General features: G+C 71.4%; 20 protein-coding genes. 4 read left to right on the top strand and 16 right to left on the bottom strand.

What is annotated here, in order from left to right:
• The first annotated feature begins 6 nt into the window (after positions 1–6).
• Both Q1V88_RS03865 and Q1V88_RS03860 read left to right on the top strand, forming a co-directional pair.
• Positions 7–1,029, top strand: coding sequence for an NADP-dependent oxidoreductase (locus tag Q1V88_RS03865; protein WP_300678126.1), 1,023 nt, complete (start codon positions 7–9; stop codon positions 1,027–1,029).
• A gap of 3 nt (positions 1,030–1,032) precedes the next feature.
• The gene (locus Q1V88_RS03860; protein WP_300678123.1) at positions 1,033–1,857 is read left to right on the top strand and encodes an SDR family oxidoreductase; all 825 of its coding nucleotides are present in this window, start codon (positions 1,033–1,035) and stop codon (positions 1,855–1,857) included.
• Positions 1,858–1,963: 106 nt separating this feature from the next.
• Here Q1V88_RS03860 and Q1V88_RS03855 read toward each other — a convergent pair whose 3' ends face one another.
• The 14 genes from Q1V88_RS03855 to Q1V88_RS03790 all read right to left on the bottom strand — a co-directional run bounded on the left by Q1V88_RS03855 (position 1,964) and on the right by Q1V88_RS03790 (position 15,449).
• A complete protein-coding gene (locus Q1V88_RS03855; protein WP_300678121.1) occupies positions 1,964–4,003 on the bottom strand; it encodes an Ig-like domain-containing protein in 2,040 nt (679 codons plus the stop codon).
• Between the two features lie 220 nt (positions 4,004–4,223).
• Positions 4,224–5,108 carry a CoA ester lyase gene (locus tag Q1V88_RS03850; protein ID WP_300678118.1) on the bottom strand — a complete coding sequence of 295 codons (885 nt, stop codon included), beginning with the start codon at positions 5,106–5,108 and terminating at the stop codon, positions 4,224–4,226.
• Positions 5,098–6,270 (bottom strand): acyl-CoA dehydrogenase family protein, encoded by a 1,173-nt coding sequence (locus Q1V88_RS03845; protein ID WP_300678115.1) that lies wholly within the window; start codon positions 6,268–6,270, stop codon positions 5,098–5,100. The genes Q1V88_RS03850 and Q1V88_RS03845 overlap by 11 nt, the downstream gene beginning before the upstream one ends.
• Before the next feature lie 26 nt (positions 6,271–6,296).
• A complete protein-coding gene (locus Q1V88_RS03840; protein ID WP_300678112.1) occupies positions 6,297–6,737 on the bottom strand; it encodes an OB-fold domain-containing protein in 441 nt (146 codons plus the stop codon).
• The gene (locus tag Q1V88_RS03835; RefSeq protein WP_300678109.1) at positions 6,734–7,918 is read right to left on the bottom strand and encodes an acetyl-CoA acetyltransferase; all 1,185 of its coding nucleotides are present in this window, start codon (positions 7,916–7,918) and stop codon (positions 6,734–6,736) included. Before Q1V88_RS03835 ends, Q1V88_RS03840 begins: the two co-directional genes overlap by 4 nt.
• On the bottom strand, positions 7,915–8,367 hold the full coding sequence (locus Q1V88_RS03830) for a MaoC/PaaZ C-terminal domain-containing protein (protein ID WP_300678106.1): 453 nt from the start codon (positions 8,365–8,367) through the stop codon (positions 7,915–7,917). Before Q1V88_RS03830 ends, Q1V88_RS03835 begins: the two co-directional genes overlap by 4 nt.
• Positions 8,364–8,891 (bottom strand): MaoC family dehydratase N-terminal domain-containing protein, encoded by a 528-nt coding sequence (locus Q1V88_RS03825; RefSeq protein WP_300678104.1) that lies wholly within the window; start codon positions 8,889–8,891, stop codon positions 8,364–8,366. Before Q1V88_RS03825 ends, Q1V88_RS03830 begins: the two co-directional genes overlap by 4 nt.
• Entirely contained in the window at positions 8,888–10,138 is a 1,251-nt protein-coding gene (locus tag Q1V88_RS03820) for a RidA family protein (RefSeq protein ID WP_300678101.1), read from the bottom strand. Before Q1V88_RS03820 ends, Q1V88_RS03825 begins: the two co-directional genes overlap by 4 nt.
• Positions 10,135–11,601, bottom strand: a complete 1,467-nt coding sequence (locus tag Q1V88_RS03815; RefSeq protein WP_300678099.1) for an MmgE/PrpD family protein — start codon at positions 11,599–11,601, stop codon at positions 10,135–10,137. The genes Q1V88_RS03820 and Q1V88_RS03815 overlap by 4 nt, the downstream gene beginning before the upstream one ends.
• The gene (locus Q1V88_RS03810) at positions 11,598–12,806 is read right to left on the bottom strand and encodes a CoA transferase (protein ID WP_300678096.1); all 1,209 of its coding nucleotides are present in this window, start codon (positions 12,804–12,806) and stop codon (positions 11,598–11,600) included. The genes Q1V88_RS03815 and Q1V88_RS03810 overlap by 4 nt, the downstream gene beginning before the upstream one ends.
• Positions 12,803–13,834 (bottom strand): LLM class flavin-dependent oxidoreductase, encoded by a 1,032-nt coding sequence (locus tag Q1V88_RS03805; RefSeq protein ID WP_300678094.1) that lies wholly within the window; start codon positions 13,832–13,834, stop codon positions 12,803–12,805. Before Q1V88_RS03805 ends, Q1V88_RS03810 begins: the two co-directional genes overlap by 4 nt.
• 3 nt (positions 13,835–13,837) lie before the next feature.
• Entirely contained in the window at positions 13,838–14,377 is a 540-nt protein-coding gene (locus Q1V88_RS03800) for a MaoC family dehydratase (protein WP_300678091.1), read from the bottom strand.
• Complete coding sequence (locus tag Q1V88_RS03795; RefSeq protein WP_300678088.1) at positions 14,374–15,114, bottom strand: alpha/beta fold hydrolase; 741 nt, start codon at positions 15,112–15,114, stop codon at positions 14,374–14,376. The genes Q1V88_RS03800 and Q1V88_RS03795 overlap by 4 nt, the downstream gene beginning before the upstream one ends.
• The gene (locus tag Q1V88_RS03790; protein WP_300678085.1) at positions 15,114–15,449 is read right to left on the bottom strand and encodes an antibiotic biosynthesis monooxygenase; all 336 of its coding nucleotides are present in this window, start codon (positions 15,447–15,449) and stop codon (positions 15,114–15,116) included. Before Q1V88_RS03790 ends, Q1V88_RS03795 begins: the two co-directional genes overlap by 1 nt.
• A gap of 47 nt (positions 15,450–15,496) precedes the next feature.
• On the opposite strand from Q1V88_RS03790, the gene Q1V88_RS03785 reads away from it, so the two are divergent.
• Positions 15,497–16,321 carry a hypothetical protein gene (locus Q1V88_RS03785; RefSeq protein ID WP_300678083.1) on the top strand — a complete coding sequence of 275 codons (825 nt, stop codon included), beginning with the start codon at positions 15,497–15,499 and terminating at the stop codon, positions 16,319–16,321.
• Positions 16,318–17,160 carry an NAD(P)-dependent oxidoreductase gene (locus Q1V88_RS03780; RefSeq protein WP_300678080.1) on the top strand — a complete coding sequence of 281 codons (843 nt, stop codon included), beginning with the start codon at positions 16,318–16,320 and terminating at the stop codon, positions 17,158–17,160. The genes Q1V88_RS03785 and Q1V88_RS03780 overlap by 4 nt, the downstream gene beginning before the upstream one ends.
• Before the next feature lie 97 nt (positions 17,161–17,257).
• Here the strand turns inward: Q1V88_RS03780 and Q1V88_RS03775 are convergent, their stop codons facing one another.
• Positions 17,258–18,496 carry an LPXTG cell wall anchor domain-containing protein gene (locus Q1V88_RS03775; RefSeq protein WP_300678077.1) on the bottom strand — a complete coding sequence of 413 codons (1,239 nt, stop codon included), beginning with the start codon at positions 18,494–18,496 and terminating at the stop codon, positions 17,258–17,260.
• Positions 18,496–19,236 carry a neocarzinostatin apoprotein domain-containing protein gene (locus Q1V88_RS03770; RefSeq protein ID WP_300678075.1) on the bottom strand — a complete coding sequence of 247 codons (741 nt, stop codon included), beginning with the start codon at positions 19,234–19,236 and terminating at the stop codon, positions 18,496–18,498. Before Q1V88_RS03770 ends, Q1V88_RS03775 begins: the two co-directional genes overlap by 1 nt.
• Positions 19,237–19,238: the final 2 nt, after the last annotated feature.

Raw genomic sequence — 19,238 nt, 5'->3', positions numbered from 1 at the left:
ATCGTCATGATGGATGACCCGCTGATCCAGACCGTCGAGGTAGCCGCGCTACCCGAGGGTCTCCCCCGCGCCAGCGACTTCACGGTCGCCTCCGAGCCGCGGTCCCCCCTCGGCCCCGGCCAGGTCCGGATCCAGGTCGAGACGCTCTCCCTGGACCCCTACCTGCGCTCCCTGCTCGGCACCGGCCACCTCGACGATGCGCCGCTCGGCCCGGGCCAGGTGATGGCCGGACGCGGGATCGGCACCGTCACCGAGACCACGTCGGGCGTGGCCGTCGGCACCCGAGTGCTGGCCGAGACCGGCTGGCGCGCCGAGGCCGTCGTCGACGCCGACCAGGCCACGGCGATCACGGTCCCCGACGGCGTACCCGCCTCGGCGGCGCTCGGCGTCCTCGGGATGCCCGGCCTGACGGCGTACGCCGCTCTCGCGCGCCACCTCCGCCCGGCGGAAGGTGAGACGGTGGTGGTCTCCTCGGCCACCGGCGGCGTCGGCGCCCTGGCCGGCCAGCTCGCCCGCCGGGCCGGCGCCCGCCCCGTCGCGATCGTCGGCTCCCCCGCCAAGGCGGCGCTCGCCGTCGACGAGCTCGGCTACGACGCCGCCGTGGTGCGCGGGCGGCCCGGCTGGATCGAGGAGCTGCGCGCGGCCTGCCCCGACCGGATCCACGGCTACCTGCACATGGGCGACCAGGAGACCCTCGACGGGGTCGTCGAGCAGCTGGCCGTCGGTGCCCGGGTCTCGCTGATCGGCCTGATCGACCAGTCGAACGGCGCCGCTCCGACCCGGCTGCGTGCCGGTGCGTTGATGGCGGCCCACGCAGCGGCGTACGGGATGGTCGTCTACGACCACGCCGATCTGGCCGCCGAGCACGTCGAGGTCGTCGGCGCACTGCTCGCCGCGGGCACGATCCGCGCCCCCGAAGACCGGTATCTCGGACTCGGACAGGCGGGCGAGGCCTTCGCCCACCTGATGTCAGGACGCAACCGCGGGAAGGTCGTCGTCATCGTCGACCCCGCGTCGACCCAGGAGTAGCCCATGACAGATCCCACCCAGCACACGAAGAACGTCGTCATCACCGGCAGCACCAAGGGGGTCGGCCACGCGCTGGCCCGCGAGTTCCGCCGCCGTGGTCACAGCGTCGTCATCACCGGTCGCAGCACCACCGCGGTCGAGGCCGCGATCGCCACCCTGGGCGGCGAGCCCGGCTCCGGCCAGGTGCTCGGCCACGCCCTGGATGTCATCGACGACCAGGCCTGCGTCGGTCTCTGGGAGTACGCCGTCGGCGCCCTCGGCCGGGTCGACCTCTGGATCAACAACGCCGGCGTCGCGCACACCACAGCGCCGATCGTGGGGACCGCGGCCGACGACGTACGCGCGATGGTGTCGACCAACATGCTCGGCACCATCTTCGGCTCCCAGGCCGCCGCCCGCGGGATGCTGACGCAGGGCGGCGGCCAGATCTTCAACGTCCTCGGCGGCGGCTCGGACGGCCGGATCCGGCCCAACATGGGGGTCTACGGTGCCACCAAGCGCGGCCTCGACATGTTCACCGCAGCACTGGTCAAGGAGCTCGCCGGGACCGGGGTTCGCGTCGGCCAGGTGCGTCCGGGAATCCTGATCACCGACGGCTGGCAGCGCGAGGCCGCCCTCGCGCCCGAGCAGGTCTCCCGCCAGCGCCGGATCCTCAACATCCTCTCCGACCACCCCGAGGACGTCGCACCGACGCTGGTCGAGCGGATGCTGGCGAGCACCCGGCACGGCGACGCGATCGCCTGGCTGACCACCGGCCGGATGATGAGGCGGTTCCTGACGCCGGGCTACGCGGCCCGGCACGACGTGCTGGGGCGCTACGGGCTCTGAGGCACCACCCACACACCACGAACGCCCCGGAACCGATCGGTTCCGGGGCGTTCACGTGTGGCAGCAGTGGGGGTCGGCCCGCCACGAGGGGCGGGCCGACCGTGCCTCACTTGACGTTGAACGTCTTGGTGGCGGCACTGCCCTTGAAGGACCCGTTGGCGGCGTACACCGAGGAGACGGAGTACTTGCCCTTCTTCTTGAGGTTCTTCTTGGTCAGCTTGATCGTCGCCGTGCCGCCCTTGAGGGTGACGGTCTTGGTGATGACCTGCTTCTTGCCGACCTTGACCGAGACCTTTACCGCGCCGGTCGCGGCGGTGGCGCCGGCCTTGACGGTGACCGTGATCGTCGCGGTCCGCTTCTTCTTGTTGTACGCGACCTTGACCGCCGACGCGGTGGCCTTCGGGAGCACCACCACCGGGATCTTGGCCACGGTCACCGCAGCAGCGGCCGAGGTGGAGACGGCGTACGCGCCACTGGTGGACGTGAACGTCGCGGTGTACGAGTGCGCACCGGCAGCGACGCCGGTCAGCGCGACCGAGGCCTTCCCGTCAGCGACACTCGCCTGGCCGACCTGCGTCGTGCCCTCGAAGAACGCGACGGTGCCCGCAGCGTCGGTCGGGGTGACCGAGGCAGCCAGGGTGACCTTGCCCGGGGCCGGGCTGGTGGCGGTCAGAGCCGTCGTCGAGGCGATCGCCTCGACCGTGACAGCGGCAGCCGCGGACTCCGACGGGGCGTAGACCGTGGCGTCGGCCGGGACGAACTTCGCCACGAAGCTGTGCGCCCCAGCGGCGACGAGCGGGGCCGACGCGGACACCGCACCGGAGGCGACGGTGCCCTCGGCGACCTTGGTGGCGCCGTCGTAGAACTCGACCGTGCCGGCGGCCTCGGCCGGGGTGACGGTGGCGGTGAAGCTGACCGCACCCGGGGCGGGCGAGGTGGCGGTGCCGGTCGTCGTGGTGGCCAGAGCCGCGACCTCGAGCGCCTGAGCGTCCGAGACCGAGCCGTTGAAGGAGCGCGGGACGTTCGGGATGAACTTCGCCGTGTACGAGCGGGAGCCCGCCGCAGCGTCGGTCAGGTCGAGGGTGCCCTTGCCGGCGCTGGAGCCGGTAGCGCTGATGTTCTTCTCGCCGACCTTGGTGGCACCGTCGTAGAACTCGACCTTGCCGGCAGCGGCCGGAGCCACCACCACGGCGAGCTTCACCGTACGCGGGGCCGAGGTGGTGGCCGTCAGCGTGCTGGTGGTGGTGGCGGCGATGCCGGAACCGGCGCACGGAGCCTCGGCCGACATGTTGAACAGCGTCAGGTCCATCGCGAACTTCTCGACATAGATGTCGTGCGTGGTCGCGGTGGAGGCGGTCGGCAGGGTGCCGGTCAGGACCGGAGCCTTGAGGAAGGTGTTGCCCGGTACGCCGCTCGGGCCGGTCGACTCCTTGCCGTGCAGAGTCACCGACTGGCCGTCGACGTTCGCCTGGATCACGGCGCCCATCTCCTGGAGCGTGATCGACGAGAAGCCGAGCGCGACCTTGGAGCGGATCGACGCCGACACGGCGGTGCCGTTGACGGTGAAGTCGACGATGCTGTTCCACGGGGTCGACGGGAAGGTGCCGTAGGTGCACGAGGCGTAGACGGCGACCGGCTCCGGCGTGATGCCCGAGCCCGTGCAGACCGCGGAGGCCGAGGCCGAGATCCAGTTCGTGCCACTGGTGTTGACGTCGACGGTCATGTCAGCGCTCAGTGACTGGACCTGGACCGTCGGATTGGCGCTCGGCGCGTAGGCCAGGGTGCCGGTCAGGGTCGGGGCCACGAAGTCCTGGTTGGCCGGGATGCGGCTGAACGTGGACTTGGCAGAGACCTTGACCAGCTGGTCGTCGATACGAAGCGCAAGCGTGCCGCCGAAGGCACTGAGATAGATGCTCGCCGCGCCCAGGTTGAAGGGCGTGTCGATGACGGCAGTCACCGAGGTGCCGTCGATGGTCACGGCGATGTCGTCGTTCCACGGCAGCGAGTAGGTGTTGTAGGTGCAATTGGACGTGACCGGAAGGGTCACGTTGGTGGCGGCGTGCGCGGGCGCGCTGAGCATCGGCACACTCAGCGCCGCGGCGGCGAGCGCACCAGAGGCGAGGCTCGCGATCTTGCGGAAACGCATGTATTCCTCCTCGACGGCCACGTCACTCTCCGATGTGGCCTAGGTCTCATTAGAGAATATACGATATCTGCGTTTCGGCTAGGGGTCCGTTGAAACAAGGCCGTTAATTTCGCGTTCCGGGCCCGCCACCGAGGGTGGCGAACCCGGAACTGGGCGGTGGTGAACCCGGAAGTCGGGCGTGGTGAACCCGGAAGTCGGGCGTGGTGAACCCGGAAGTCGGCTAGGCGCGGGCGAGGAGCTGGCGAGCCTGGCGGGCTACGGCCTCGTCGATCATCCGGCCCCGCGCGTCGAGTGCGACCCCCGAGCCTCCCCCGGCTGCGGCGAGGGCGGCCAGGATCTGCCGAGCCTCGGCGATCTCGGCGGGGGTCGGGGTGAAGACCTCGTTGACCACCGCCACCTGGGCGGGGTGGATGCAGGCACGGCCGACGAAGCCGAGGCGGGCCAGGGCTGCCGTCGAGGCGCGCAGGGCGTCCAGGTCGCGGAACTCGGTGGAGACCGGGGCGATCGGTGGGGCGATGCCGGCGGCACGGGAGGCGAAGACGACGTGGGAGCGGGAGTAGAGCAGCTCGCGCTCGTCGTCCCCGGGGGTGATCCCGACGTCGGCGCGCAGGTCGGCCTCGCCGATCTGGAGCCGGTGCACCCGCGGCGCCCCGGCGATCGCGTGGGCGGCGAGGATCGCGTTGGCGCTCTCCAGCAGCGGCACCACGACCGCGGACGACCCGGCGGCCTCCAGCAGCCGGTCGACCTTGACCAGCTCGGCGGCCCCCTCGGTCTTGGCGACCACGAAGCCGTCGATGCCCTCGCATCCGGCCAGGGCCGCAAGGTCGGCCTCGCGCTCGGCCCCGGCGTTGATCCGCACCCAGATCCGTACGTCGCTGGGCGCCAGCCCCTCCAGCCAGGCGGCGATCACGTCGCGGGCCAAGGGCTTGCGCTCGGCCACGACCGCGTCCTCGAGGTCGACGATCAGCTCGTCGGCGCCCCGGTCGAGCGCCTTGCGCAGCTTGTCGGGCGCATCCCCGGGGACGTAGAGCGCCGAGCGGGAGAGCCGGGCCAGCCGCGCGAGCGTCGCCGACTGCCCCTGTCCCGCACCCACCTCAGCCGACACGGGTCTCCCCCTTCAGCAGCGACTTCGCCACGACCGTGCGCAGGATGTCGTTGGTCCCTTCCCCGATGCTCATCAGGATCGAGTCCCGGTAGAGCCGCTCGACCTCGAACTCGGTGGAGTAGCCGTAGCCGCCGTGCACCTTGAGCGCGTCGATCGCGGCCTGGAGCGCCACCTCGGAGCAGAAGATCTTCGCCATCCCGGTCGCCCCGTCGGCGCGACCCGAACGCACCGCGTCGGCGGCCCAGTACGCCATCAGACGGGCGGCCTGGACCTGGGTGCCGAGCTCACCGATCTTGGCGGCGACAAGTTGGAACTCCGAGATCGGCTGACCGAACGCCTTGCGCTGCTGGGAGTACGACAGCGCCTCCTCATAGGCCCGCTGGGCGATCCCAACCGAGCGGGCGGCGATGTTGACCCGCCCCCACTCCAGGGCCGAGAGCACCTGCTGCATGCCCTTGCCCTCCACGCCGCCGACCAGCTGCGCGACCGGCACCCGGACGTCGGTCAGGGTGATCTCGCAGGACTCGGTGCCCTTGTAGCCGAGCTTCGGGATGTCCTTGGTGACCTCGAACCCCGGCGTCCCGGCCTCGATCAGCAGCACGCTCATGCCACGGTGGGCCGGCGTCGCGGACGGGTCGGTCTTGACCAGGACCGGCAGCGGGTCGGCGTACCGGGCGTTCGTGATCCACATCTTGGAGCCGTTGACGACGTAGTGCTCGTCGCCGGGGTCGCCCACGTAGCGCGCCGTCGTCCTGATCCCCTGCAGGTCGGTGCCGGCGTCGGGCTCGGTCAGTCCGATCCCGGTGCGGCGCTTGCCGGTGGCCAGGTCGGGCAGGTACCTCTGCTTCTGCTCCTCGGTGCCGTGCATGGTGATCAGGCGGCAGGCCAGCGAGTGCGAGCCGAGGATCCCGGCGATCCCCATCCAGCCGCGCGCGATCTCCTCGAAGACGAGCGCGAACGCGACCGGATCGAGGTCGAGACCGCCGTACTCCTCGGGGACGGTGATGCCGAACAGGCCCATCTCCTTCATCCCGTCGACGATCTCGGTCGGGTAGCGCCCCGACTGCTCCCACTCCCGGGCGACGGGGACGATCTCCTTGTCGACGAACTGACGCAGCAGCGCCTTGAACTCGCGCTGGTCCTCATCGAGGGTGAAGTCCATCAGTTACTCCTTGTGTTGGCAGGGGCTCAGCGCGAGACGGCCGAGCGGTAGTACGGCAGGGCGCGACCGCCCGGGAGGTCGAGCCAGTCCACGGCGACCGGGTCGCCGATGGACCACCCGTCCGGAGCGGGTACGGCGGGCTCCAGGCGGGTCAGCACGACGGGGCCTTCGACCAGGCGGACCCGGGCGATCGTGTACGGCACCTCGACGTCGGGGCGCGGTGCCCGGTGGACCACGGTGAAGGAGTCCACGACGCCGGTCCCGACCGCCTCGATCTGCTCGAAGCGCTCCATCGCCCCGCAGCCGGTGCACAGCGCCTTGGGCGGGTGCTGCACCCGGGCGCAGGCGGTGCAGAACTGGAGGGTCAGCCGGTGGGTGCCGGTGGCCTCCCAGTACTCCGCGGTGATCTCGTCGATCGGCGGGATCTCGCCCGGGATCCAGGTCAGGTGTCCGCTGTGGTCACTCATCGTCGACTCCCTCGGTCGGTTCCCAGCACGACGGTGGCGTGGGTGGAGAGGATGCCGCCGGTGCCGTGCGCGACGGCGATCTCGGCGCCGGGGACCTGGCGTGCCCCGCACTCCCCGCGCAGCTGGCGGACCGCCTCGACCAGCAGCAGCACCCCGAACTGGCCGGGGTGGCAGTAGGACAGGCCACCGCCGGAGGTGTTGAGCGGGAACGCTCCGCCGGGCCGGATCCGGCCCTCGGCGATGAAGTCGAGCGCCTCCCCCTCCCCGCACAGCCCCAGCGCCTCGACGCTGAGCGCGGCGGTGATGGTGAAGGAGTCGTAGACCTGCGCCACGTCGACGTCGGCGGCGCTGATCCCGGCCCGGCGGTAGGCGTCGAGGACGGCACCCCGGGCGCCCGGCACGGCCAGGTCGGCGACCGCGGTGAAGGAGGTGTTGGTGGTGCGCTCGCCGTAGCCGAGCACCTCGACCGGGACCTGGGCCAGGTCACGGGCGCGCTCCAGGGAGGTCACCACCACCGCCCCGCCGCCGTCGGTGACCAGGCAGCAGTCGGCCGTCGTGAGCGGGGAGGAGATCATCGTGGCGCCGAGCACGTCGTCGACGGTGAGCGACTCCTTGCCGAAGCGGAACGCGGCCGGGTTGAGCAGCGCCCAATCCCGGGCGGCGACCGCGATCTCGGCGAGCTGCTCCCGGGTTCCGCCGTAGCGGTGCAGGTAGGCCTGGGCCGCCATCGCGTAGTACGACAGCGGATAGAGGATGTCGTAGGGCTCCTCGAACATCGCCTCGGGCACCCACGGCTCGTGGACGCCGCCGAGCTTGCGCGACTTGGCCGAGCGCTGGTTGGAGGCGTACGAGATCACCACCACCGAGGCCTGGCCGGCCTGGATCGCCTGGGTGGCGCGGGCCAGGTACATCTCGAAGGCGCTGCCCCCGGCGAAGGTGGACTCGGTCCAGGTCGGCACCACCCCGAGGTAGTCGGCCAGGTGGGTGGCCGAGAACCGCGAGATGCCGTTGGTGGCGATTCCGTCCACGTCGGCCAGGGTGAGGCCGGCGTCGGCCAGGGCACGGGTGACGGCCTGGGACTGCAGGGTGAGGATCGACTTGTTCGTCACGCCCAGATCGCACTCGGCGGCCCCGACGATGGCGACCCGGGACGCCCCGCGGGCGTCGAGCAGCGCGCTCACCGGCCGGCCCCTGGACCGTCGGCGACTCCGAGCAGTACGACGGCCCGCCCGGCCCCGGCCGCGACCCGTCCCGCGGTGCCGTCCTCGGCGACCACGACCACCTGCAGGTCGGCCCGCAGCAGCCCCTCCTCGACCTCGGTGACGGTGCCCTCGCAGCGCACCGTCTCCCCGGCGAAGACCAGGTTCTTGAACGTGAAGGAGAGCTCGCTGACGAAGCACAGCGGCCCCAGCCAGTCCTGGAGCTGTTCGACCAGCAGGGCACCGAAGACCTGGCCGTCGACCATCGGGGCCGGCAGCTTCGCCGCCTCGACGAAGGCCGGGTCGTAGTGCGAGCGGTACCAGTCCCAGGTGGCACCGGCGTAGGCGACCATGTCGACCAGGGTGATGGTCCGTTCCAGTGCCGGGACGGTGTCGCCGACGGTGATGGTGTCGTGCTGCACGGTGCTCATCGCGTCGGTCCCGTCGTCGCAGGGCGCTTCGCCAGGCCGACGAAGATGATCGTCTCGGTGTTCTCCGCCAGCGGCTCGCCGGTGTCGGTGGCGTAGCGGGCCGTGGAGGTGATGATCACCATCTCGTTGCCCGAGCCGGTCACCTTCCCGACGACGTCGTCGATCGACCAGGTCGCCACGATCACGTCGTCGGGACGGATCCGGCGGTGGAAGACGTAGGAGTTCCCACCCCGGACCTGGCGGGTGCCCGGCAGGTCGAGCCCCCAGGTGTGGCCGGCGTACCCGTCGGCATCGATCGGGAGAGCGGCGTACTGGTTGGTCTCGCAGATCAGGGTCAGCGGCCAGGTCGGCCCGGCCAGACCGTGGGCGCGGGCGTACTCACCATCGCTGTAGAGCGGGTTGTCGTCCCCGATCGCGAGCCCGAAGTAGCGGCCGGCGGCAGCACCGGCGGGGTCGGGGGCGGTGTAGGTCACGGTCCGTCCGCGCAGGGCGAGGACGTCGTCGGTGAGCAGGGAGTTCGTCATGCCTGTCCCTCCTCCGGCACTCCCGCGATCCGCGGATGGTCGGCCGGGTAGAGGGCCGTCGGGAAGACCTCCAGGCCGAACTCGGGGCGCAGCAGCGAGTGGCACAACGCCCCGGTCGAGGCCGGCCACGGCGCGCTCAGCAGCCGCTCCCGTACGTCGGCCACCGCCTTGTAGTCACCGACGTAGGACTCCACGCAGTACTCCGTGGTCTCCAGCAGATCGGTGACCGCGAGCCCCTCCGAGGCCAGCAGGTGCACGATCGCGCCGTAGGTCACCTCGGCCTGCTTGCCCAGGTCACCGTCGTGCAGCGCCTTCTGGGACTCCATGTCGAGGGAGGCGAAGCCGGACATGAAGAGCATCCGTCCGGCCTTGATCCCGGGCGCGTAGGTGAGGGTGTCGTAGCGCGACCAGCCGGGGTTGACCAGCTCCAGCGGCCGGCGCGAGGCGGTCACGTCCATCGCGACCATCACCCCCGGCGCGTGCAGCCGGCTCATCAGGATGCCGCCGGCGCAGGGGAAGACGTGGCCGTCGTTGTGGCCCAGCAGCTCCTTGCGGACCCAGTGCGTCTTGCGGTAGACGTCGCGGGTCTCCGGCGTGGAGTAGTCGAAGGTCGTGACGGCATGGCCCAGCGTCAGACCGACCGACTCCAGCAGCTCGCCTGCCTTCTCCAGCACGTAGCGGTACTGGGCCACGAAGTCGCCGGGGAAGACCACCTCCCCGGCGTCGTCGATCGGCACCACGGTGGGCAGGTAGACCACGCCGTCGGGGCCCTCGGTGATGGCCGAGGCGACCAGGTTCCCGTCACGGCGACCGGCCGAGGCGGCGAGCAGCTGACGGCCACCGCCCCGAGTGGCATGCAGCTCGACCTCGATCAGGGCGTTGCGCCGGACCAGGCGCTCGACGGCGACGGTGCGCACCGTCGGCCGGTCGCCGAGCCGGCAGATCCGCTCGGCGGCGGCCTCGGGGTAGGACTCCCAGCCGGCCGCGGTGATGTTCTCGCTCACCCGGGTGACGTCCTCGGGACCGAAGCCGGCGGCGGCCAGGATGGTGAGGCACTTGTCGTAGGCGATCCGGGCCTGCTCGGCCATCGTGCCGTCGACGGTCATCTTCCCGATCGCCGGGTCCTGGCGGGCCGAGGTGTGGCCCGAGGTCCAGGCGTTCTCCCCCTCGCTCAGGCCGAGGCAGAAGGTGAAGCCGTCGTAGGGGAACCAGGTGAAGTCTGCGGGTGTGATCGCGGAGAGGGTCATGCGGAGCGCTCCTCGTCGGGGTCGGAGTCGGGGTCTGGAACGGAGTCGGGGTCGTGCGGAGGGAGGTCGGCGGCGGCCGCGGCGGCGGCGGCACAGCCGATCAGGTGATCGAGGCCAGGTGCCGAGGGCAGGTCCCGCACGGCGGCAGCGAGCCCGCCGGCTGCGGCGGCGCCGACGTTGCCAGCCAGCTTCGCCAGCAGCGCGGCATCACTGAGCGGGGCGGTGCCGCCGCCCGGGCTGCGGTCGGCGTGGCCGACGAACTCGCGGCCGTCGGCCAGCGCGAGTACGACGTCACCCGCAGCATCCGCGGCGACACCACGCACCCGGGACTCGGGCAGCACGCTCCACTGCACCCGCTGCGCCAGGGCGACGATCTCGGGACGGTCGAGCTGCTCGGCGGCGTAGGTCTCTACGCCGACGGCACCGTCGACCAGGAGTGCGGCGACGCTCCAGGGCAGCGAGAACTTGGCGGCGTACGCGCTCAGCGGGCGGGTCAGGTCGCGGTCGGTGGCGCAGACCACGGCCGCGGAGTCGGGGTGCACGGTGGCCCGCAGCGCCACGATCTGGTCGGCGCCGACCCCGGCATGCTGCAGGGCGACCTGGGCTGCGGCCATGGTGGCGTGCGCGAGCTGGCAGGTGGGCCACGGCTTGATCCCGATCCGCGTGGTCTCCCAGCGGTCCGGGTCGCGGCTGCCCAGGCCGTCGAGGATCGTGTCGAGGTGGACCCGTCCAGCAGCGACGGCGGCGGGAGCGAGCGCGTCGTAGAGCCCGTGCGGACCGTCCAGCACGTTCGCGGGTCCGCTGGCACCGGCCGCCGCGAGGCGGGCCGCCTGGATCCCGGCTTGGGAGGCGAACCCGGGATGGAGTTGCTTGGTGCTGGCGCCCCCGGCAAGGAAGGCGAGCAGCCCGCCTGCCTGGGAGCCGGCGATGCCCAGGGCGTCGGCGGCGGTGGCGGCGTCGAGGCGCATCAGCCGGGCCGCGACGGCCGCAGCGGAGAAGACCCCGGCGACCATCGTGGCGTGCAGTCCCCCGGCGTGGAACGCGTTCGGTGCGGCGGCGGCGATCCGGCAGGCCACCTCGTAGCCGACCACGGTGGCGTCGAGCACCTCGCGTCCGGGCGCGCCGACCTGCTCCCCCACCGCCAGCGCGGCCGGGAGCACCACCGAGGTGGCATGCACCAGTCCCCCGGCGTGGGTGTCGTCGAAGTCGAGGGCGTGTACCAGGGTGCCGTTGGCCAGCGCCGCGGCGACCGCCGACACCCGGTCGGTGGATCCGAGGATGGTCGCCTCGGCCGGTCCACCCAGGCCGAGCGCCACCGTCACGGCCGGGCGGGCGGCACCGGTGCGGGCAGCACCGATCGCGGTGCCGAGGCCGTCCAGGAGGTGGCGCAGCGCGGCGGCGTCGACGGCGGCCGGGATCCGCAGCGGCCCGACCGCCCAGGCCGCCAGCGCGGGAGCGATCATCGGTTCTCGTCCCCGAACGCCCCGGCCGCGCTGAGCTCGGCGATCCGAGCCTCGTCGTACCCGGCGACCTCGGTGAGGATGCGCTGGGCGTGCTCGTGGCGTTGCGGGGCCCTGACGTACGTCGGCACCTCGGCGCCCACCCGGACCGGCGAGGCCAGCTGGGTGAGGGTGCCGTAGCGCGGGTGGTCGGTGGTGACGAGCATGTTCCGGGCGGCCAGGTGCTCGTCCTTGAGGGCCTGGGCGACGTCGTTGATCGGCCCGCACGGCACCCCGGCGGGATAGAACCGCGACAGCCACTCCTCGACCGTCCGGGTCGCGAAGATCGCGTCCAGGGCGGCCAGCAGTTCGACCCGACGCTCGTTACGCCCGGAGAAGTCGGCGTACGGCGAGCCCTCGGCGGCCCACTCGGGGTGACCGACCTCGGTGGCCAGGCGGGCCCAGAACTTCTCCTTCGCACACCCCACCACGAACCAGCCGTCGGAGGCCTCGAAGGCCTGGAACGGGACCAGGGACGGGTGTGCCGAGTGCGAGGTCCGGGCCGGGGTGTAGCCGGCGTTGAGGTGCCAGGTGGCGGGGTAGGTCAGCATCGCCATCGCGGTGTCGTAGAGCGAGACGTCGCAGTCCATCCCGATGCCGTCACGCTTGGCGGCGTGCAGGCCGGCCATCAGCGCGAGGGCGGCGACGTACCCGCCGGAGAAGTCGACCAGGGAGAGCCCGGACTTGGTGGGCGGGCCGTCGGGTTCGCCGGTCAGCTCCATCCAGCCGGCCAGCCCCTGCAGGACGTAGTCGTAGCCGGGTTCTTTGCGGCGCGGGCCGGTCATGCCGAAGCCGGTCAGCGAGCAGCACACGAGGGCGGGGTTGAGGTGCTTGAGCTGGTCGTAGGTGATCCCGATCTTCTCCGGGACGTCGCCGCGAAGGTTGGAGTAGACCGCGTCGGCGTTGCGGACCAGGTCCTCGAAGACCGCGCGTCCCTCGGGGGTCTTGAGGTCGATCGAGATCGACTGCTTGTTCCGGTTGAAGGTCTCGAAGAAGAGCGAGTCCTCCTCCTCGAAGTACGGCGGCACGTAGCGCCCGACGTCGCCGCCGACGGTCGGGTCCTCGATCTTGATCACCTCGGCGCCGAGGTCGGCGAGGTGGACCGAACCGAACGGACCGGCGCCGTACTGCTCGAGCGAGATGATCCGGATGTCTGCGAGCGGCTTCATCGCCGTCCTCCTGTGAGCGTGCCGATCACCGTGATGACGGCGTCCTGGCCGGCCCTGATCTGGGCCGGGGTGAGTCCGTGGGTGGGGGCCGAGAGCTTCACTGCGTCGGCCAGCCCCTGGTAGCCGGCGAGCTGCTCGGCGACCCGGTCGGGATCGCCGTTGAGGGTGACGGCGTCGACCATCGCCGGGGTGACCGCGGCGGCGAGATGCTCGGCGCCCTGGCCGGAGCGGAACGCGGCGATCACGTCGGCCTGGGCCTCGGCCAGGCCGTGGAAGGCGAAGAAGTCGGCGTAGGAGCGCACGCTGGCGTAGAAGCCGACGTGGCCGCGCACCCGGTCGATCGCGGCGGCGGGGTCGGCGTCGACCGAGCAGCAGGCCGAGACGACCAGCTCGATGTCGTCGCGGCTGCGACCGGCGGCGGCCAGTCCGGCGCCGATCTCGGGCAGGGTGCGCTCGGCCAGGTAGGCCGGGGAGCACAGCTCGTGGCTGATCCAGCCGTCGGCGATCCGGCCGGCCAGCCGGGTCATCGCCGGGCCCATCGCGGCGAGGTAGATCGGGACCTGCTCGCGCACGATCGGGTAGGGACGCTCGTAGCCGCGGATCCGGATCGGCTCGAACTCGCCGTCCAGGGCGAGGTCCTCGGGGGTGGTGGCGGTGGCCCAGAACGCCCTGATGTTGCGGACCGTCTCGCGCAGGTGGCCCACAGGCTTGCCCCAGGTGACGTGGTGCCAGTCCTCGTTGAGGCGCTGGACGCCGGTGCCGAGGCCGAGCAGGAAGCGACCGCCGGAGAGCTCGTCGAGGTCGAGTGCCTCCAGCGCGGTGATCATCGGCGAGCGGGTGAAGGCCAGGGCGATCGCGGTGCCGACCTGCGCGGTCGTCGTCGCCTGGGCGATCGCGGCAGCGGTGATGGTGGCACTGCGGTGCAGCTCGGGCGCCCAGATCACCTCCGCCCCGGCACGCTCGGCGCGCCGGGAGGCGTCGGCCATCTCGGCCAGGGTCTCTCCCCAGGGGGCGAAGGTGATCCGCATGGTTCAGGCCTTCTGGTCGAGGTCCGTGCCGGCCTCGATCGGACGCTTGCCGTCGGGGAAGATCCCCTCCAGCTGCTCGGCACCGGTCTTGTAGACGTAGAACGTCCGCTTGAAGGAGCAGACCTCGTCGCCGTGCTGGTTGAGGGTGCGGGTCTTGACCGTGACGATGCCGGCGTGCGGCCGCGAGTCGGACTCGCGCTTCTCCAGCACGATCGACTCGCTGTAGAGGGTGTCCCCGGCGAAGACCGGGTGGGTCATCCGGATCTCGTCCCAGCCCAGGTTCGCGAACGCGTTCTGGGTCAGGTCGGTGACCGACTGCCCGACCGCGATCGCCACCGTCAGCGTGGAGACCACCAGCGGCTGCTTGAACTCCGACCTCGCGGCGTACTCGGAGTTGAAGTGCATCTGGTTGGTGTTCATCGTGAGCAGCGAGAACGAGATGTTGTCGTACTCCGTCACGGTCCTGCCCAGCGGGTGCTGGTAGACGTCACCGACGGTGAAGTCCTCGAAGAATCGGCCCTGCCAGCCCTGTTGCACGTTCACTCCGTGGGGTCCTTTCGCTGTGCGTGTGGTGATGCGTGTGGCGCCTCCGCCAGCTCCAGCAGGAGCGCAGCGACCACGATCGGGTCGCTCAGCGGGGCATCGTGACCGGCGTCGATCAGCCGGAACGGATGGGAGGCCGACGCCAGTCGAGCCCGTACGACGCCCGCGGGATAGCCCGCAGGGGTGTCGGTGAAGAAGACGAAGTGCTCAGGCACCTCGGCAGGCACGGCCGGCACCGGATCGAGTGCGACAGCGACCGGTGAGGGGGTGGTGCGGGCGGCGAGCCAGGCGGCGGTGACGGCGTTGTGCTCCCCGCCGTGCTCGGCCTCCAGCACGGGACTGGGCGGCACGACTGCCGTCCGCGGCGGCAACGTCGCGGGGGCACCGCCGGGGGTCAGGTCGACGGCGCGCCACCCCGGCTCGGGCACGGCGGCGTCGAGGTGGACCAGCGCCGCGATCCGCTCCGGGATCCGGGCGGCCACGCTGGTGGTGACCAGCCCGCCCTGGCTGTGCCCGACCAGGATCACGTCGTCGAGGTCCTCGAGCTCGATCAGGGCCGCGACCTGGTCGACCCAGACGTCGAGTCCCGTCACCGCACCGATCTGGGGCGCGAGCTCACCGGCACCGAGCAGGCTGGGGGCGTAGACGTCGTGGCCCGCGGCGCTCAGGTGACGACGTACCCGCCGCCAGGCCCAGCCCCCACGGAAGGCGCCGTGGACGAGGACGAAGGTCGCCATCAGCGGCCGCCTCGGGGGTCGGGGTCGTCGAGCACGACCTCGAGCACCTCGCGCGGGTAGCCGCGGGAGGCGTCGTAGGGCTGGAGGTGGGCATACATCGCCTCGGTGTGGGCGACGTAGCCGGGTGCGGCGGTGCACTCCTCGTAGTCGGCGAGGGTGTCGAAGTAGCGCAGGTGGGTGAAGTGCCACGGGTCCTCGGTGCTGCGCACGAGCCGGCGGCCGCGGTAGCCCGGGTGCGCCTCGAAGAAGCGGGCGAACTCGCCACTGAGCGCGATGTAGGCCTGTGCATGCTCCTCCGACGGGCGGCTCCATGCCTGGCTGGCGACGACGATCATCCCTTCACCTCCTAGTAGAATAGATCATATATCGTTATCCTGCCGGAGTGAGCAACAGCACGCAGACGAAGACGATCCACGAGTTCCTGGCCGAGGCGCCAGACGTGGACAGCCATGACCTCTGGGCCCGGTTCTGGGAGATCCTGAGCGAGGCCAAGGCGAAGATCACGGCGGCTCTGCCCGTCCAGCCCCACCCCAGCAGCGCCGGACTCGACTCCTGGTCGACCGAGGCCGGGGACTACGAGGGCTCGCTCAACACGTTCGCGGGCGACGCCGAGGCGGGTGCGGAGTGGCTGGTGCACTCCTGGATCGGCAACCGCAGCGCCTCGATCCTGGACATGAACCTCCAGGTCTGGCTCGGCCCGCACATCGACGTGCCGCACCTGATCATCGTGTTCGGCACGGTGCCCCAGATCTTCTTCTACTCCGACCTGGTCCCGCGCCGGGATCTGATGACCGAGATCGACTACCTGGACCGCTACTACACCGCGGGCAACGACGCCTGGCTCGCGCTGCGCGGCGACGACCGACTGACCTGGTCGGTCAGCCACGGCAGCTACATGCGCGCCTTCCTCTCCCCCAGCGGCCACTCCTACATGGCCGAGCGCTCCGAGGGCGTCGTGGACACCCTGCGCGCCGCGGTGATGGAGCGGGTCGACACCTGGCTGGGCTGGGTCGCCGAGGCGACCGCCGAGCGCCAGGTCCCGGCCGCCGACCGCGCCGCCCTGCGCACCCGCGATCATGCTGTCCGCACCTACGGCTACACCCTCGACCCGATGAACGAACTGTCCAAGCGCTTCCTCGGCGCCGAGCGGGTCGACGAGCTCGTCGCCGTTCGGGCCGGGCTGGCACAGATGAAGGAGACCTCATGAAGATCCTCGTGATCGGCGCCGGCTTCGTCGGCTCCGCCACCGCCGAGCGGCTGATCGCGCTGGGCCACGACGTCACCGTCACGGCCACCTCGGCCGAGAAGGTGGCGACCCTGACCGAGCGGTTCGGCTCGGCCCGGGTGCTGCGCGGCTCGAACCTCGACGAGGTCACCGCCGCGGTCGAGGGCAAGGACGCCGTCGTGATCACCGCCGGGCCCTCGGCGCAGGGCTCGATGGACCCCGAAGGCCGGGCCAAGACCTACCACGAGATCCTGGTCCGCACCGCCGAGAACGTGGTCGCGGCGACCGCCCCGACCACCCGCCTGATCGCCCTGTCCTCGCTCTCGGTCTACGGCGACGCCGCCAACCACCTCGACCTGATCGACGAGTCCTCCCCCGTCACCGACTCCACCGACCCGAGCCCGGCCAACTTCCTGCTGATGGAGGCGACGTACGCCGCGGCCGGGGACCGCTCCGTGGTGTTCCGCTGCGGCGACATCTTCGGTGCCGGTGACCCGCCGATCGCGGAGAAGGTGAAGATGGCCCACCAGTACCTCGGCGGCTCGGTGCCGTTCTCCGCCGACGCCCTGCTCTACCGGCTCCAGGTCGAGGACGCCGCCGACGCCATCGTGCACGCCGTCGAGCACCCGATCAGCGGGCTGTTCAACCTCACCCACCCCGAGGTCGGCCCGCGCAACGCCGAGCTCTTCGACGCGCTGTCGGCCGAGAACGGTCTGCCGCCCCTGGAGTACCGCGACGAGATCGCCTCGCCGTCCTCCCCGATCTCGGTGGCAGCACTGAGCGCGACCGGGTTCACCGCGTCGCGCTCGTTCGCCTACTGAGCCCACCGAGGCTCGGGCCCACCGAGAGATGAATGGCCAGAGGAAGAGCCTCCTGGAGATCCAGGAGGCTCTTCTTCTGGCCAGGTGTCGTTCAGGCTCAGCCCAGCCGGCGGACCAGGATCAGACCCGCAGCCCCCATCACCACCAGGCCGAGGCCACCGGTGAGCATCAGGCCGAGGTTGCTGGCGCCGGTCTTGGGCAGCGTCGAGGAGGTGCCCGACCCGCTGGTGCTGCTCGATCCGCTGGTGCTGGTCGACGACGTGGTCGTCGTACTGGCCTTGGTGCCGACCTTCATCACCTTGGTCAGGCGCGTGGCAGCGGTGCAGTCGGCGTCGATGCTCATGTCGGGGAAGGAGAACCTGAAGGAGCGCGCCACCACCGTGAGGTCGTCCCCGCTGGTGGTCACGCTGCCGGTCAGGGTCGGCACCGGCACCACCTGGTACGGCGACGCCTTGGCGTGCGTCGACCCGGTCAGGCTCGCCTTGGCACCGCCGACCGTGACCCCGAGCGTGACGTCCATCGTGCCGTCGACCACCACCGGCGCGATCCCGGGGATGTCGCTCATGGTGGCCGACAGGGAGAGCGTGCTCGACCCCGAGGGGCGGTAGCCCGAGACCGCGATCGTGACCGGGTAGGTGAACTTGCTGCTGGTCTGGTTGAGGAGGCAGGCGAAGGTGACCTTGCCCTGCGCCGGGGTGCCGGAGGCATCCGCGCTGGCCGTCGCGGTCGCCGTCGCCGACGCGCTCGGGGTGGCGGTCGCCGAGCTGGTGGTGGTCGGCTGCACGGTCGGGGTCGGGGCCACGCCGGTGACGATCTTCATCGTGCCGACCGTGCCCGCCCCGGTCGGGGTGCAGACGCCGCTCATCTTCATCCCGGTCGGATCGACCAGGAAGGAGAAGCTCTTCGCCGTCACGGTGACCGTCGCCGCGGCCGAGCTGACGGTGCCGCTCACGTCGGGCAGGGCGAAGTCCTGGTAGATCTCCGTCGTCTTGACGTGCCCCGAGCCGGTCGGGGTGGCGGTGGTGCCGTCGAGGTCGAGCGTCAGGGAGTCACTGGCGTCGTAGTTGAGCTTCACCGGCGCCTTGCCGGCCATGTCGGTGACGTGGCCGGTCAGCGACGTCATCGTGGAGTTCGCCGGGCGGACCGCCGAGACCGTCACGGTCGGAGTCCAGGTGTACGCCGGGAAGCTCCCGATCCGACAGCTGAACGTCACCGTGCCGACCGCAGCGCCCGCCGGGGCGGCCGAGGCCGGCGCCGTCAGCGCACCCCACGGCCCCAGCGTCAGTCCCGCGGTCGCGACGGCCAGGGCAGCCCGGACGGCACGTGAACCACGCATCACCGCTCCCCTCCCGGACGGACCCGGCGTGACTGGGTCAGCATCACGCCGGCACCACCAGCGATCAGGGCCCCGGCCCCGAGCAGAAGGAAGCCGATCGCCCCGTTGGAGCCGGTCGGGGTGACGGCACCGGTGACGGTCGCGGTCGAGGTCATCGCCAGGGCCGAGGTCGCCATCGTGGTGGCGACCGGGGCCGCCGGCGCGACCGGGGCGGTGGTGGCCGCCGGGGCCGCGGGAGCGGTGGTGGCCGGAGCCGCCGGGCCCGCGTCACCGAAGTAGATCGGCACCTCGTAGGTGTTGGCCTTGACCACCGCCGCAGTGTTGCCGGTCGGCAGCGGAGCGCCTGCGATCAGGCAGACCTCCTTGGCGCAGTCATGGTTGCCGAACTTCTCCTTGACCACGATGGAGAAGGAGGCGACGTTGCCCGAGGCGTCGGCGTTCTTGAACTGGGCGCCACCGCTGGTGTTGCAGTCGGCCGGGCCGGTGTAGCCCTGCACGCACTGGCCGATCGCGATGCTCTTCAGGTTGGCCGCGAAGCCGGTGCCGGAGATGGTCAGCGTCTGACCGTCCTTCAGCCCCGAGGTCGCGTCCACGGTCAGGGAGGGCGCCGCGAAGCTGGGCGCGGCACTGGCCAGCACCAGCCCGAAGGCGGCGGCCACCGCTGCGGCGCGTCCGCTCAGGCGCCGGATCGTCGATCGAGGTGTCACTGCGGTCTCCTCAGGCAGGGTCGTCGGGGTCATCT

Source organism: Nocardioides sp. (genome assembly GCF_030150155.1).
GTDB lineage: Bacteria > Actinomycetota > Actinomycetes > Propionibacteriales > Nocardioidaceae > Nocardioides.
The sequence above is the reverse complement of the archived record's forward strand: the minus strand, read 5'-3'. Positions and strand labels throughout refer to the sequence as shown.

Bases quoted from the DNA above. Each gene is read 5' to 3' on its own strand.
- Q1V88_RS03865 (WP_300678126.1), top strand. From the start codon at position 7: ATGATGGATGACCCGCTGATCCAGACCGTCGAGGTAGCCGCGCTACCC.
- Q1V88_RS03860 (WP_300678123.1), top strand. From the start codon at position 1,033: ATGACAGATCCCACCCAGCACACGAAGAACGTCGTCATCACCGGCAGC.
- Q1V88_RS03855 (WP_300678121.1), bottom strand. From the start codon at position 4,003: ATGCGTTTCCGCAAGATCGCGAGCCTCGCCTCTGGTGCGCTCGCCGCC.
- Q1V88_RS03845 (WP_300678115.1), bottom strand. From the start codon at position 6,270: ATGGACTTCACCCTCGATGAGGACCAGCGCGAGTTCAAGGCGCTGCTG.
- Q1V88_RS03840 (WP_300678112.1), bottom strand. From the start codon at position 6,737: ATGAGTGACCACAGCGGACACCTGACCTGGATCCCGGGCGAGATCCCG.
- Q1V88_RS03830 (WP_300678106.1), bottom strand. From the start codon at position 8,367: ATGAGCACCGTGCAGCACGACACCATCACCGTCGGCGACACCGTCCCG.
- Q1V88_RS03825 (WP_300678104.1), bottom strand. From the start codon at position 8,891: ATGACGAACTCCCTGCTCACCGACGACGTCCTCGCCCTGCGCGGACGG.
- Q1V88_RS03820 (WP_300678101.1), bottom strand. From the start codon at position 10,138: ATGACCCTCTCCGCGATCACACCCGCAGACTTCACCTGGTTCCCCTAC.
- Q1V88_RS03815 (WP_300678099.1), bottom strand. From the start codon at position 11,601: ATGATCGCTCCCGCGCTGGCGGCCTGGGCGGTCGGGCCGCTGCGGATC.
- Q1V88_RS03810 (WP_300678096.1), bottom strand. From the start codon at position 12,806: ATGAAGCCGCTCGCAGACATCCGGATCATCTCGCTCGAGCAGTACGGC.
- Q1V88_RS03805 (WP_300678094.1), bottom strand. From the start codon at position 13,834: ATGCGGATCACCTTCGCCCCCTGGGGAGAGACCCTGGCCGAGATGGCC.
- Q1V88_RS03795 (WP_300678088.1), bottom strand. From the start codon at position 15,114: ATGGCGACCTTCGTCCTCGTCCACGGCGCCTTCCGTGGGGGCTGGGCC.
- Q1V88_RS03790 (WP_300678085.1), bottom strand. From the start codon at position 15,449: ATGATCGTCGTCGCCAGCCAGGCATGGAGCCGCCCGTCGGAGGAGCAT.
- Q1V88_RS03780 (WP_300678080.1), top strand. From the start codon at position 16,318: ATGAAGATCCTCGTGATCGGCGCCGGCTTCGTCGGCTCCGCCACCGCC.
- Q1V88_RS03775 (WP_300678077.1), bottom strand. From the start codon at position 18,496: ATGCGTGGTTCACGTGCCGTCCGGGCTGCCCTGGCCGTCGCGACCGCG.
- Q1V88_RS03770 (WP_300678075.1), bottom strand. From the start codon at position 19,236: ATGACCCCGACGACCCTGCCTGAGGAGACCGCAGTGACACCTCGATCG.